This is a genomic window from Billgrantia kenyensis (assembly GCF_013697085.1).
Classification (GTDB): Bacteria; Pseudomonadota; Gammaproteobacteria; order Pseudomonadales; family Halomonadaceae; genus Halomonas; species Halomonas kenyensis.
In genome coordinates this window covers 42,971-57,363 of the sequence record NZ_JACEFT010000004.1, presented here as the reverse complement: position 1 = coordinate 57,363, position 14,393 = coordinate 42,971, and the positions used below count along the sequence as shown (strand labels likewise).

At 62.7% G+C, this 14,393-nt stretch carries 10 protein-coding genes and 1 pseudogene; 3 read left to right on the top strand and 8 right to left on the bottom strand.

Annotation, left to right across the window (positions count from 1 at the left end):
• Positions 1 to 70: 70 nt before the first annotated feature.
• The gene (locus H1D44_RS05390) at positions 71 to 610 is read right to left on the bottom strand and encodes a DUF2231 domain-containing protein (RefSeq protein ID WP_181513814.1); all 540 of its coding nucleotides are present in this window, start codon (positions 608 to 610) and stop codon (positions 71 to 73) included.
• Complete coding sequence (locus H1D44_RS05385; RefSeq protein WP_181513813.1) at positions 610 to 2,040, bottom strand: ethylbenzene dehydrogenase-related protein; 1,431 nt, start codon at positions 2,038 to 2,040, stop codon at positions 610 to 612. The genes H1D44_RS05390 and H1D44_RS05385 overlap by 1 nt, the downstream gene beginning before the upstream one ends.
• A 410-nt stretch (positions 2,041 to 2,450) precedes the next feature.
• Here H1D44_RS05385 and H1D44_RS20955 point away from each other — a divergent pair.
• The 3 genes and pseudogenes from H1D44_RS20955 (at position 2,451) to H1D44_RS05370 (ending at position 6,580) form a co-directional block, all read left to right on the top strand.
• Positions 2,451 to 3,809 (top strand): annotated as a pseudogene (locus H1D44_RS20955) (ethylbenzene dehydrogenase-related protein).
• A gap of 61 nt (positions 3,810 to 3,870) precedes the next feature.
• On the top strand, positions 3,871 to 5,250 hold the full coding sequence (locus H1D44_RS05375) for a sensor histidine kinase (RefSeq protein ID WP_181513812.1): 1,380 nt from the start codon (positions 3,871 to 3,873) through the stop codon (positions 5,248 to 5,250).
• Entirely contained in the window at positions 5,222 to 6,580 is a 1,359-nt protein-coding gene (locus H1D44_RS05370) for a sigma-54-dependent transcriptional regulator (protein ID WP_181513811.1), read from the top strand. The genes H1D44_RS05375 and H1D44_RS05370 overlap by 29 nt, the downstream gene beginning before the upstream one ends.
• A gap of 79 nt (positions 6,581 to 6,659) precedes the next feature.
• Here the strand turns inward: H1D44_RS05370 and adhP are convergent, their stop codons facing one another.
• The 6 genes from adhP to H1D44_RS05340 form a co-directional block, all read right to left on the bottom strand.
• The gene (gene adhP / locus H1D44_RS05365) at positions 6,660 to 7,688 is read right to left on the bottom strand and encodes an alcohol dehydrogenase AdhP (RefSeq protein WP_181513810.1); all 1,029 of its coding nucleotides are present in this window, start codon (positions 7,686 to 7,688) and stop codon (positions 6,660 to 6,662) included.
• A 154-nt stretch (positions 7,689 to 7,842) separates the two neighbouring features.
• The gene (exaC, locus tag H1D44_RS05360) at positions 7,843 to 9,363 is read right to left on the bottom strand and encodes an acetaldehyde dehydrogenase ExaC (protein ID WP_181513809.1); all 1,521 of its coding nucleotides are present in this window, start codon (positions 9,361 to 9,363) and stop codon (positions 7,843 to 7,845) included.
• A gap of 221 nt (positions 9,364 to 9,584) precedes the next feature.
• Positions 9,585 to 11,363 (bottom strand): PQQ-dependent methanol/ethanol family dehydrogenase, encoded by a 1,779-nt coding sequence (locus tag H1D44_RS05355; protein ID WP_181513808.1) that lies wholly within the window; start codon positions 11,361 to 11,363, stop codon positions 9,585 to 9,587.
• Between the two features lie 269 nt (positions 11,364 to 11,632).
• Entirely contained in the window at positions 11,633 to 12,577 is a 945-nt protein-coding gene (locus tag H1D44_RS05350; protein ID WP_181513807.1) for a quinoprotein relay system zinc metallohydrolase 1, read from the bottom strand.
• Between the two features lie 2 nt (positions 12,578 to 12,579).
• Positions 12,580 to 13,386 (bottom strand): quinoprotein dehydrogenase-associated SoxYZ-like carrier, encoded by an 807-nt coding sequence (locus H1D44_RS05345; RefSeq protein ID WP_181513806.1) that lies wholly within the window; start codon positions 13,384 to 13,386, stop codon positions 12,580 to 12,582.
• A gap of 5 nt (positions 13,387 to 13,391) precedes the next feature.
• Positions 13,392 to 14,375, bottom strand: coding sequence for a substrate-binding periplasmic protein (locus H1D44_RS05340; RefSeq protein ID WP_181513805.1), 984 nt, complete (start codon positions 14,373 to 14,375; stop codon positions 13,392 to 13,394).
• Positions 14,376 to 14,393: the final 18 nt, after the last annotated feature.

The following is a 14,393-nucleotide window of genomic DNA, read 5'->3' as shown; positions in this document are numbered from 1 at the left end:
GCCCTTGGCCGTGACAATCAACGACCACGGCCTCACCCAGTGGAGCCGTGGTCGTTTCTAACACTCTGCCTCAAGCTGGCTGGCGTCCTCTATACCAGAGATAGCCGCCGGCCAAGCCCACCAGCACCATCACGGCGACCACCCAGGTTGGCGAGTAATAGGTGGTAAAGACGTTCCACCGCAGCAGGTTCGAGAACGGACTCGCAGCACCTGCCAGATAGCCCCCCAGCGTGCCGGTGGTCATGAGCAGCAAGCTGCCGTAGAGCGAAAGGATCACCAGTACCCAGCGCCTGGCGCCTTCGAAGGCGGCAGCACCGGCACGCCATACCAGCAGAGTCAGCAGGCCGAATACCGCCACCGTCCAGAGGGCCATGAGGATGTGGTTGCGGATCATGGGGCTATGCAGGTTGGCTTCCATCGGCCAGATCAGCACACCGCTGATCAAGGAGACGACGGCACCAAGGAGGCCGACCACCAGTACTGGCAGTAACGCGGTTCGGCTGTTTTCTGCCAGTCGCCCGTTTGTCATCGCGCCGAGCAGGATCAGGAGCGTGCCCAGCAGCCATAAGCCGATCGGAAAATGGATGAGAATATGATGAAGGCTGAGCATCAGTTGTCTCCTTTACGCTTGCGCGGGAAGGCGGGCAGCAACGCCAAGCCGATGCCCCCGATAGCAAACAGTCCGCCGAAAAGTGTCATCCGCCACTGGGAGACAATCTGGTCGAGAAACTCCATTTCGACGCCATAGTGTGCCAGCTGCTCTTCATTGTGGTGGGCACGCACCGGCTTGCCCGCTGCAATGCCGCTGGAGCCGGCATGAGCCCGACTGGTCAGCAAGGGCCAGTTGACCTGGCCGGGGTAAATCAGGGTGATATCGGTCCATTCTCCTGACCAGTCCGGTTCGCTGCCGGAGAAGCGTTGCGCCTGGATATCGGCTTCTCGGCCAAAGCCCAGCGTATGGGGCAGCGAGACATAGTGCCAGCGACTTCCGGTAGCGTTGCGGTGTACGGCGATACCCAGATCATAGCGCCCCTGCTCGCGGAAGATCTTGTCATCTCTGGGACTTCCGGTATCCATGGCCCGTACCAAGGTCACGTCCCAGTAGCCATCGACCCAGCGGGCATCGCCGTGTACACGAATGGCCGCGCGAGAGCCTTCGGGCTGCCTCAGCAGACGACGGGGAATGACATCACCATTCTGCCAGTCGTGGTCGGGGTCGAACTCGATGGCAAAATCCTCGGCGAGGTAATAGAGTCCGTCAAAATCGAAGCGGTTGGCCGCGATGTCTTCCCAGCTTAGGGCATGCATCCCCACGGCATCCGGGTCGAACATCCAGCTCGGCCGGGCATTATCGCTATCCCAGTTGGTGCTGAAGGCCCCCCTGCCTGAATCGCTGTGGCGGTATTCGCCGACCCAGTTGTCATCGGCAACGCCAAGTGGATTGGAACGCCCTGCCCGCCAGTGCCAGAGATCGAGAAAATAGCCAGCGTCACGCTGCGCCTCCAGAGTCTCCGCATCGACCACGCTACGCCAATCGGCGTTGTGCCGGGTGGCCGGCAGATACTTGCGGATGTCGCTTCTACCAAGCCCCCCGCCCAGATGGGGGTGCTCGCGCACCTCATCAGCACCGTCCACATCGGGGAAGTAACGCATGCCGCTGCCCACGGTGATATAGCCACCGTAGCGGCCGAACTCGGGTACGCTCCCATCATCAACCAGCATGGAGACGCGATCCTCATAAGCGTTGTCAGGATCCGACCCCACCGGTGAAGCACCATGGCGAACCCACTCGCCGTCCTGATAACGCAGCATATCGTGGTAAACGAAGGCATTTTCAGCAGACCAGCGATAGCGGAAGAATACATTCTCTCCGTCATAGGCCGCCTTGACCTGAAGCGGCATGGTCAATTCTTCTGGAATGTCTATATTGCGGCTGTGGTCATTTTCTATGACCCCAATGCCCTGAGTTGCCCACGTCAATGCCAGCGTGGCTGGCAAGGCGATGACCACCCAAGGGTATGCGCCCTTATATTTGTTCATGGCGTATTCCTGAGATAGTTATACGGCAAATCCCCGCACTCTTCATTGTGGTATTGGATCATCAAAAAAATGATGACCCAGGTCATATTTAATAAAATAAGAAAAGCGACACGCCCAGTGCACTTACCACCCGATTCACCACCATATAGAAATGAGAAACAAGTTACTTCCCAGAAGAGTTATTATCTTGTTTACAGCAGACACCCCAAGTAACCAGAACCAACTTTGCACGCCTCAATAACGTTAACGGATAGCTGTAATGAAATAAAGACAGTTGTCACGACTTCTAGACACCTCATCTCCGCTTGATTCTGATCAAGCTTATGAAAATACAGCTTTAACCTCATGGCATGGAAGTTGCTGAAGCCTTTGGCGTGACCATTCGTCACGGATAACCAAGGAGCACACTAATGACAATATTTCCCCTGATGCACCGCCTGAGCATAGCCGTCATGGCCGGGAGCGGCCTGCTGGCAGCTGCACATCTTCATGCCAACGAACCGGAACGGGTTGATGAGGAAAAAAATATCTTCATTCCACACGCGGAGGACCGCCTGGCCACCCTGCGCGTCGGTGCGGTCTACAACGATGAGGAGATTCAGATTCGCTACGAGTTTCCCACGGACAACCCCAGCTGGTATCACCAGTACTGGATCTACGAAGACGGTGAGTGGGTCAGGTACGGCAGCGGGGCGCTCGGTCAGGATCCCCATGGGCTATACGAGGACCGCATCTCCATGCTGCTGGATGACGGCTCGGTGGCAGGGTTTGGTCGCTACGGTGGTTACATGACGGTTCACGACGGCATGCGAACCCTGAGCGATGCCGCCAGTTCGGACGAGGTGGAGGCGCACCCGGTCCTTGGCGAAGAGATGGGACGCTCCGACATTCGCAAGTATCTGCCGACGACCCGCGACGCCGACGATGACGAAGTCTCCTGGGATCGCCTCAAGGACGACGCAGACATCCAGGCCATGCGCGAGCAAGGCGAGTTTCTGGACCTCTGGCAATGGCGAGCCCATCGCAGCCATCCGCTGGGTTACTCCGACAACAATTATGTGCTGCAGTATCGCCTCAACAGCGAAGGCACGGGCCCCTTCACCGACAACTGGGACAGCGATGCCGGCCAGCCTGCCTGGATGTATGATCCGGAGATCACCGGTATCACCCACCTGGAGCGCGACCGCCTGATGGCACGCGAGTACGGCCAGGATGACTGGTATTACCTGTCCTAAGAGATCGCCCAACCCTTCGACCCCGAGCATGACTGGCAGGAGGGGGATGTGCTACCCCAGCGCTTCCTGCGCGAGCCCTCCGGGAGCCGGGGCGCAATTCGCGCGGCGGGCGAATACGAGGAGGGAGCCTGGCGCATTCAGCTGACGCGCTCACTGGAGGCGCCCAACCCGCTGGACAGCAAGACACTCAGCGACGGCGAGGTCTACCAGGCAGCATTTGCCGTGCATACCAATGCCTCTGGCGCTCGCTGGCACCTGGTGTCACACCCCCAGACTCTGGGGCTTGGGATCGAGGATGCCGATATCGTGGCGCAGCGGGTCGATGGCGACCTCAGCGAGGCGGAGGTGGCCTGGACCGAGCTGCAGGTCTACTACCCCGGCCAGACCACCTGGCAGTGGCTCCACCGTGAAGAGCACCCTGGCAAGGAAGCCGTGGAGAGCCGCACCATCGGCATCCGCGATATTCACCTCTCATTGGAAGAGATTGCCGACTTTGCCGTAGAGTTGGAACAAGAGCGCGCAACGTCTCACTGATGAGGCTATCTGACAGGGTGCTGTCAGCACCCTGTCGTCCCTCCCCTTTCTGGAACCCGACATGACAAGACGTTCGCCAATGGTGGTCTTCCTGGTGGCAACGCTGCTGCTGGTGGGCTCACTGATTGGCGTTTCGGCCACCGTCGCCAGCCGCTTCTTTCAGACGGCGATCCTCGAACGAGAAAGCCAGCAGGTACATGACCTGGTGGGCTCGCTGCTGGGAGACGCTGACGACCTCGCCCCCCGGCTGGCACCGGAGATGCTGGATCGTCAGCTACAGCACCTGCTGGCACTTGAAGATATCTTGCGCATCAACGTATTCGGCCACGACCTGCGCCTGATATGGTCGAGTGAACCTGACCGTATCGGGCGAAAGGCCCGGCGCGAAGCACCGCTGCGCACCGCGCTTGGTGGTGAACTGGCCCCGGTGCTGAGGCCTTTCGCCGGTGCACCGGCACCCGACTGGAGTGCGACCGATCTGGTCATGGAGTTCTACGTCCCCATTTGGGGGGAGAACGGAGACCCTGTCGCCGCCATGGGGGTGTATCGGGACGCGACCCACGTCAAGGCAATGCTGGCGAGGGGGCAGCGCCTGGTCTGGTTGACAGCGGGAACGGTGGGACTCCTGCTTATCCTCACGGTAACGGGCCTGCACGGCCTGTTGCTGCGCCGACACCGCGCTGCCCTGGCGTCGCTGAGCGCCCTGGATGAGGAGCATCGCAGGTTGGTGCAATTGGAGAAGATGTCTGCGCTGGGCAAGATGGTGGCGGATATCGCTCATCAGGTGAATAGCCCCCTGGTCGGTGTCGTCAACAAGGCACAGCTAGCGCAGCGGTACGCGGACGACCCGGAGCGAGTCGCATGTTACCTGCGCGACATCGAGAGCGCAGGGCGCCACTGTGCAGACTTCGTGCGGCGTCTGCTGGAGCTCAGTCGCGTCTCCCGCTTCGAAGTGGAGCCAGTGGTCCTGGAGCAGATCGTCCAGGAGGCGGTGCAACTGGTTCGCCAGAGCCACAGGACACCGGTCAATCTGCACGCCACGCCTGACCTGGATGCCGTGATGCTGGCGGGGGATCCCATTCTATTGCGCCATGCGATATTCAACCTGCTACGAAATGCTCAGGTATTCTCGCCACCCGAAGGCCACGTGGATGTAAGACTGGAGGGCCAGCCTGGCAAGCTGACTCTCGAAGTTGAAGACCAAGGCCCTGGGGTTGCCCCTGAAGACCGTGAACGTATCTTCCAGCCTTTTGTCACCACGCTGGCAGAAGGGAGCGGTCTTGGCCTGGCTGTCGTTCATACGGTCGCCACCCTGCACGGCGGTGTCGTGGAGGTAGGCCAGGGGACCGCTGGCGGGGCACTATTTCGCCTCGTCTTACCCGCAAGCGATTCTGAGCAGAAGGAGGTAGGGCATGCCCGGCCGGGTACTGATCGTCGATGACGACAAACATACCTGTGAGCTTATCGAAGCGATGGTGACCGGCCAGGGGCTGGTGGCCGACGTGGCATCCAGCGTCGCCGAGGCAAGGCAACACTGTGCCGCTCATCGCTATCACCTGCTGATGGTGGACCAGCGCCTGCCCGACGGCAATGGACTGGACTTCGTCAAGGAACTGGACGTCAGCCGCACGCGTCAGGTGGCGGTATTGATGACGGGCTTCGTGGATGTGCGCGATGCGGTGTCAACGATCCGCGAAGGCCTGTTCGACTATCTGGCCAAACCTTTCGAGAGCCTGGATGCTCTGGAAGCCACGCTGCGACGGGCGCTGGCCTATGATGCTGCCCTGAGAGAAGCCGATGCCTTTCGACAGATGCTCAGCCAGGGAGGCCACGCCGAGGCGCTGGTGGGGCAGTCGCCGGCGATCCAGCGCCTGCTGGCGAAGGTAGCCCAGGTCGCCCCGCTGGACACCACCGTGCTGATCGAAGGCGAAAGCGGCACGGGAAAGGAACTGGTGGCGCGCCAGCTACATCGCCAAAGCGAGCGCAACGAGCAGCCGTTCGTTGCCGTCAACTGTGGCGCCCTGACCGAAGAGCTGTTGGAAAGCTCGCTATTCGGCTATGAGCGCGGTGCCTTTACCGGCGCCGAGCGAACCACGCCGGGGTTCTTCGAGGCTGCGGGCGGGGGCACGCTTTTCCTGGACGAAATCGCGGACATGAGCCCGCGCCTTCAGGCTGCTCTGCTGCGCGTCGTGGAAGAACGCAGCTTCAAACGACTGGGCAGCCAGGCGCTTCAACGGGGTGACTTCCGCCTGATCTGTGCCACCAATCGCCCCTTGTCGGAGCTCGTCGCAGCAGGCCAGTTCCGGGAAGACCTGATGTGGCGCCTGAGTGTGGTAACGCTGGAGACGCCGCCGCTACGCGACAGGCGTTCGGATATTCCACTGCTGGCCAGCTATTTTCTCGACCAGCTCAATCAGCGCTATGGACGCCAGACTGGCCCCCTGACGCCCGAAGCGCTGGAAGCACTGGAGCGCGCTCCCTGGCGGGGCAATGTGCGCGAGCTGCGCCATGTCATCGAGCGGGTCGTGGCCCTGCAGCCGCTGGGCTCTATCACGGAGCGGGACCTTTTCGAGCAGCCCCATGTATCTGCCTTAAGCAGTGCCAAGCCGCAGGAAATGCCTCTCGACTATGCAGCAGCACGTCAGCAGTTCGAGGCACGTTGGCTCAAGCAGCTCATGGAGGCTGCGGATGGCAACGTGTCCGCGGCAGCACGCATGAGCGGCCTGGCACGCCAGAATCTGTACACCCGCCTGCGCCGCTATCAGGAATAGCGCCGATTGCGCAGAAAAAAATGGCGCGACCGGGGTCGCGCCTGAAAGTCGCCGTCAAGGCGACGAGAGAGCCTCCTGTTCAGCTGGCCAGATCGAGCACCACCCGGCCTTCGATCTTGCCTTCGTGAAGTCGCTGGAAGACGTCGTTGATGTTCTCCAAGTGGTCGGTGCTCACCGTGGCCTTGACCTTGCCCTCGCCGGCGAAGTCGAGCGACTCCTGCAGGTCCTGACGAGTGCCGACGATGGAGCCACGCACGGTGATGCCATTGAGCACGGTCTCGAAGATCGGCAGCGGGAAGTCGCCGGGCGGCAAGCCGTTGAGCGAGATGGTGCCGCCGCGGCGTACCATGCCCTGGGCCTGTTCGAAGGCCTTGGGCGACACCGCCGTGACCAGCACACCGTGTGCGCCGCCGATGGCCTTCTTGAGATAGGCCACCGGGTCGGTCTTGGCCGCATTGACCGTGACGCTGGCCCCCAGGCGCTCGGCCAGGGCCAGCTTGGCGTCGTCGATATCGACGGCAGCCACGTTCAACCCCATGGCCTTGGCATACTGCACCGCCATGTGGCCCAGACCGCCGACTCCCGAGATCACTACCCACTGCCCGGGTCGGGTGTCAGTGACCTTTAGCCCCTTGTAGACGGTGACGCCGGCACACAGCACCGGGGCGATTTCGACGAAGCCGACGTTGTCCGGCAGGTGGCCGGCGTAGTCCGCCACCGCCAGGGTGTAGTCGGCGAAGCCGCCATTGACCGAGTAGCCGGTGTTCTGCTGAGACTCGCACAGAGTTTCCCACCCCCCCAGGCAGTGCTCGCAGTGGCCGCAGGCGGAGTGCAGCCAGGGCACACCGATGCGGTCCCCCTCCTTGAGGTGCTTGACCCCGGCACCGATGGCGGCCACGTGGCCCACGCCTTCGTGGCCGGGGATGAAAGGGGGGTTGGGCTTGACCGGCCAGTCGCCGTGGGCGGCGTGCAGATCGGTATGACATACGCCGGAGGCAGCGATCTTGACCAGCACCTCGCCAGGGCCGGGGCGCGGCACCTCTACCTCCTCGATCGCCAGCGGTTCGCCGAACTTGCGCACCACGGCGGCTCTCATCGTGTTATCCATAGCCTTGCTCTCCTTATCTCTCCTGTCGTGTCGAACGGCAGCTGCCGAGCGACGGAACCAACGAAATCGCCAGGGCCTGGAGTGGTGGGCCACTCTCGAAAGAGGAAGGACGCCGCCCGGCAGGGCCGGGCGGCGTGGTTCACAGCCTGGAGGCTCAGAAGAAGCCGAGCGGGTTGATGTCGTAGCTCACCAGCAGGTTCTTGGTCTGCTGGTAGTGCTCGAGCGCGACCTTGTGTGTCTCGCGGCCGACGCCGGACTTCTTGTAGCCACCGAAGGCGGCGTGGGCCGGGTACTGGTGGTAGCAGTTGGTCCATACACGGCCGGCCTGGATACCGCGGCCCATGCGGAAGGCGACGTTGATGTCGCGGCTCCACACCCCGGCGCCGAGGCCGAACTCGGTGTCGTTGGCAATGGCCAGGGCCTCAGCCTCGTCCTTGAAGGTGGTCACCGCCACCACCGGGCCGAAGATCTCCTCCTGGAACACGCGCATGCTGTTGTTGCCCTTGAGCAGGGTCGGCTGGATGTAGTAGCCCTTTTCGTAGGCCGGATCGAAGCTCTCCTTGTCGCCGCCGGTGAGGAACTCGGCGCCCTCCTCGCGGGCGATGTCCATGTAGGACATAATCTTGTCGAACTGCTCCTGGGAGGCCTGGGCACCGACCTGGACGTCGGTATCCAGAGGATTGCCGCGCTTGATCGTCTGCACCCGCTCCATGACCTTGGCCATGAACTCGTCGTACATGGATTCCTGGATCAGCGCCCGCGACGGGCAGGTGCACACCTCGCCCTGGTTGAAGAACGCAAGCACCAGGCCCTCGGCGGCCTTTTCGATGAACTCCGGCTCGGCCTGCAGGATGTCGGCGAAGTAGATGTTGGGCGACTTGCCGCCCAGCTCCACGGTGGAGGGGATGATGTTGTCGGCGGCACACTTGAGGATGTGCGCGCCCACCGGGGTGGAGCCGGTGAAGGCGATCTTGGCGATGCGCTGGCTGGTGGCCAGCGCCTGGCCCGCTTCGGCGCCATAGCCGTTGACCACGTTGACCACGCCCGGCGGCAGCAGGTCGCCGACCAGCTTCATCAGCTCGAGCACCGAGGCCGGGGTCTGCTCAGCGGGCTTGAGCACCACGCAGTTGCCGGCGGCCAGGGCCGGGGCCAGCTTCCACACCGCCATCAGCAGCGGGAAGTTCCACGGAATGATCTGCCCCACCACGCCCAGCGGCTCGTGGAAGTGATAGGAGACGGTGTTGGCGTCGATGTCGGCGGCGGTGCCCTCCTGGGCACGGATGCAGCCGGCGAAGTAGCGGAAGTGGTCCACGGCAAGTGGCAGGTCGGCGTTCAGCGTCTCGCGCACCGCCTTGCCGTTGTCCCAGGTTTCGGCGACGGCGAGCTTCTCCAGGTTCTGCTCGATACGGTCGGCCATCTTGAGCAGGATGTTGCTGCGCTCGGCGGCGGAGGTCTTGCCCCAGGCGGGAGCGGCGGCATGGGCGGCGTCCAGCGCCTTGTCGATGTCCTCGGCGGTGGAGCGCGGGATCTGGCAGAACACCTCGCCGTTGACCGGGCTGACGTTGTCGAAGTACTGACCCTTGACCGGCGGGACGAACTCGCCGCCGATGTAGTTGCCGTAGCGCTGTTCGAAGGTAATGACGGAACCGGACTGACCGGGATTGGCGTAGATCATGGTGTTAGCTCCTGATGATGTTGTTGTTACCAAGCATCGTGGAATGAAACTGCATACAACTCGAGGTATCTCGACCGCCCTGCGAAGCTGTCAGTCTTGAAGCCAGTGTAGATACCCTTTGAGCGAACGCCCCATCCTTCCTTGGAGGAGAGAGAACAGGGCCTTTGGTAGTAGTTGCCTGCCGAGCCCGCTTTGGGCCCGGCAGGCTCACGACGTCAGGTTTATTGCGCATACTCACGCGGCAGCTTGAAGGTCCACAGCATGCCACCCTGGTTGAAGTCCTTGATCACTTCGGCGACTTCGCCACCCCACAGCGGGACCGCGCCGCCCCAACCGGATACCACGGAGACGTACTGCTCGCCATCCATCTCCCAGGTGATCGGCGTGGCCACCACGCCGGAGCCGGTATTGAAGCCCCACAGCTCCTCGCCGGTGGTGGCATCGAACGCCTTGAGGTAGCCCTCCGGCGTACCGGTGAAGATCAGGTTGCCGGCAGTGGACATCACACCACCCCACAGCGGTGCGCGGTTCTCGTGACGCCACACTTCCTCACCTGTCAGCGGGTCGACCGCCCGCAGCACGCCGATGTAGTCGTCGTTGGCAGGCCGGATGGTGAAGCCCGCGCCCAGGTAGGCCGCGCCCTTGCGATAGGAAACCGGCTCGTTCCAGATATCCATCATCCACTCGTTGGAAGGGATGTAGAAAAGCCCGGTGTCCTGGCTGTAGGCCATAGGGTTCCAGTTCTTGGCGCCCAGGAAGGCGGGATAGGCCGCCACTGCCTCACCGCGCTCGCCTTCGGTGTCGGCCGGATTGCCCGGGCGCCCCTCGGGATTGAAGAGAGGCCGGCCGTTCTCGTCCAGGCCATCGGCCCAGGTGATCTTGTCGGCGAAGGGGAAGCCGCGGATGAACTCGCCGTTCTCGCGATTCAACACATAGAAGAAACCGTTGCGATCCGCCGTGGCAGCAGCCTTGATCACGCTGCCGTTTTCCTCATAGTCGAAGGAGATCACCTCGTTTACGCCGTCGTAATCCCAGCCGTCGTTGGGGGTGGCCTGGAAGTGCCACTTGATGCTGCCGTCGTCGGGATCGATGGCCAACCGCGATGAGCTGTAGAGGTTGTCACCGGGGCGCAGGTGGGAGTTCCAGGGCGCCGGGTTGCCGGTACCGATCAGCAGGCTGTGGGTATCCACGTCGTAGAAGCCGCCCAACCAGGGTGCCCCGCCGCCCTGCTGCCACATGTCGCCGGGCCAGGTCAGGCCAGCCTCGCCGCCGGTGATGCCGTGCTCGACCGCCTCACCGTTCTCGTAGACGTAGCCCATGTGGCCCTCGATCACTGGCCGGGTCCAGAGCTCGTCGCCGGTTTCGGCATCGAAGGCAAAAACCGTGCCCACCACCCCGAACTCACCGCCGGCCACCCCGGTGATCAGCTTGCCATCGATGATGATCGGCGCCGAGGTGATGGCATGCCCCTCCTGGTAGTCGGCCACCCGCTTGATCCACTGGACCCGACCGGTTTCGCGGTCCAGCGCCACCAGGCGCGCATCCAGAGTGCCGAAGTAGACCTTGTCGCCATAGATAGCGGCGCCGCGATTGATCACGTCGCAGCAGGGCATGATCCCATCCGGCAGCCGCGCCTCGTACTGCCAGATCTGTTCGCCGGTATAGGCATCCACTGCCCACATGCGCGAGTAGGAGCCCGTGACGTACATCACGCCATCCTTGACCAACGGCTGGGACTCCTGGCCGCGCTGTTTTTCGCCGCCGAAGGAGAAGGCCCATACCGGCCTGAGCTGATGGACGTTGTCGGTATTGAGTGTCGTCAGCGGGCTGTAGCGCTGGCCGTGCAGGCCCATGCCGTTGGTGACCACCTGGTCGGTGGTAAGGTGGTCATTGAGCATGTCATCGAAGGTGACGGCGTGAGCATGGACGGAAATGGCCAGAGCTAGGGCCGTCAATGCTAACGGACGGGACAGCTTGCCGATGGGAAGTGACTGGGTCATGACGCTCTCCGGAGGGGCAGTGTGTCAACAGGATTGTTATTCGACTCCAGCGCCAATCATGCCAGGCGCTTCACGACTCAATGTGTGCCATTACCCTCTGGCCAACCATGGCCAACAGGGACGACATGAACTCCTCACTTGGTCGTACTACCCGCACTTGCCGATAGCCTGATAATGAAAAAAGCCACTCCCTTAAATGGTTCCATTCAGGGGAGTGGCAACAGCCATACGCGACATTCATCAAGAGGAAAAGAGGATGCTCAGCGAGGTCATCCTCCCTCGGAAATCAGGGCCATGGCCTCCAGCTCATAGGCGCCGTAGAGGTGCACGACGCTTCTCATCAGCTCGTGGCGCGCCACGGCAATCTCGTCGAAGCGCGGGGGAATCGGCAGCACCATGACCTCGCTTGCGGTCATGCCGGCGGCGGCGGAACTGCGCAGAGTGTCATCCAGCCAGGCAAGGTAATCCTGCATTTGCGCAAATGGAGCGCGATCGCTGACCACCGGACCGTGACCGGGCACCAGGTAGCGAAAATCGAGGGCCTCGAGCTCTCGCAGCTCCTCGCGCCAGACGTCGATTCCCGGGGAGTGCGGGGTAGTCGGCGCGCGTTGGTAGAACACCATGTCGGCCGCCAGCAGCACACCGGAGGAGTGGTCGAACAGCACCAGGTCGGCCCCCGAGTGACCGCTCATGGCGAGCAGTTCGATCGCCCTGCCGCCGATCGTCACTCTCCCCGGGGTCACGACTTGCGTGGGTAACACGACCTCGGTGCCGCGCATCCAGTCACCCAGTGTGCGATAGAGGTTGTCCGCGAAATCGTCGCCCTGCTCGGCAAGAAGCCGAATCGTTCCCTCCAGTGCATGCAGGATCTCGGCATCGAAGGCCTGGTTGCCGAACACATGGTCGGGATGGTGATGAGAGAGAAAGACATGGGTAATGGGCAGGGCAGTCACCGTCTCGATTGCCTCGCGCATCTGCTCGCCATAGCGCCGTGAAGGTCCAGTGTCGAACACGATCACCCCTTCCTCGGTGATGAGGAAGGCGGTATTGACGATATTGCCGCCGTTGGCGCGGGAAAAATCCTCGGTAACGCCTTCGAAGACCCAGACTCCTTCGGCGATCTCCAGCGGCTCGAGGTGGTAGCGATAGGCATCGGCCATGCCGGGGCCACTGCCCAGCAGAAGCGAACCCAGCAGCAGTAACAGGTGGCGCATGTTCATATCCCCATCCGGCTTTCGATGAGATTGCCGCCATTGTCGCGCAACAGCAGCAGGATCCCCGATTGCTGGGCGTCATGCTCCAGGTCGAAGACGAACAGCGGGTTTTCGGAGGCCGATTCCGACAGCGCCATGCTGGCGAGACGCTGCTGGTTCGCCGTCTGCCTGAGCTCCAGGGTCTCGATGTTGAAGCGGGGGATGTTGCCCACCATCCCCGAGTCCATGGGGTGCATGACCTGGACCTTGAGGCGGGTGCCCGTCACGCCCCCGACCGGCGAGAAAAGCGCTCCACGCACCTGGCCGAAGCTGTCCGCCCAGTCGGGATTGCTGGCCGTAGCGCTGGGCGCGGTGCAGCCCCCGCCAGCGGCCTCGACGTGAACGCTGCCCACATGCCAGCCCCCCTGCTCGTCGCGCACCGCGGCGCGCACGGTAGAAGCCTGCTGGATGCGGAAGTTGAGTGCCACGGTGCGTATCTCGGCCGCTTCTGGGCGCAGGGTGAAGAGGTGCGGTACCGGGTTGAGGTCCACCCAGGTGATCACCTCCTTTATCTCATGGGGAAACGCCGAAAGGTCGACGGTGAGAGGCACCTGGGTAGCGTCCTCGGCAAAGGGCGGCGTCTTGATCACCACCGTGTCGCTGTGCCGCACAGCGGCGTCCGCCCCCAGATAGCGGGCCAGGTTGTACTCCCACATCGGTGAGCGGAAGGGATCCTCCGGCAGAGCTGCCGTCGCCGGCAGGCTGGTGAGCCAGCCCAGGGCAAGCAGCCAGGTGCAGCGTCGCAGCGCGGCATGCATCCGGATAGCCATCGTCGTCACTCCGCCTGCCCGAGGATTTCGGCGTAGAAGTCGGGCATGCGGTAGACCAGCGCATGGGCCTGGAAGATATCGCCCAGGTCGCCCTCTCGTACCGCACGATCGACCACCGCCTCGACGGCGTAGCCCAGCTGGCGGTGAGTGTGACGCACCGCCATGCCGATATCCCACTGCTGGCGGGAGATGCCCGGAAACCTCGCCTCGGCGAGGCGGAAATCATGCTCCGGGTGCTGCGCCACGTAGTGCTCGAGCTCGCCGCGCATGGCCATGATGCCGGCCACCTCACCGCTGGCCATGGCCGCAAAGGCATCGCCCACATCCCGATAGTGGCGAACGTTGTCGCGCAGTTGCCCCCCCAGTACGGCAGTCAGGTAGGTGGCCGGCATGGTGTTGTGCTCGGCGCCGATGCGCTGATGAAGGAAGCTTCCCAGCGTGGCCTCGTCGTCGAATCGCCCGGCGTCGAACACCAGCCCCCACTCCTCGCGCTGATAGGGCCCGAACATCACCACACTCTTGTTGATGTATTCGCCGGTAGAGTCGCGCATGTAGGAGAAGGCGCGGTCGTAGGGCACCCGCATCATCACGTCGGCCACCTCGGTGGGTCTGAGGTAGTGACCGCGAGAGACGTTATTGCCCAGATCGCGCCCCAGGCTGCTGCCGGGCTTGATCCAGAAGGGCCGGAACTCGAGTCCAAGCCCCGCGGCAATGGCGCGACCGATCTCGGCATCGATGCCTCGCGCCTCGCCACTCTCGTCCCGATAGGAGTAAGGAGGGAAGTTCTCGTACAGGCCGATGTTGATATGCCCCGACTCCATCACCTCATCCAGGTTACGCAATGCCGGACGCCTGAACAGCTCGGCGCTGGCTTTCCCACCCGCCACTTCGCTCACCGCAGCGCTCACCGCCCGTGTGGCCAGCGTCTCGGCCCAGGCCGGCGCCTGAAGGATGAGTAACAGCAACACGATCAGAGTTCGTTTCCACATGGTACTTCCTCCCGGCAA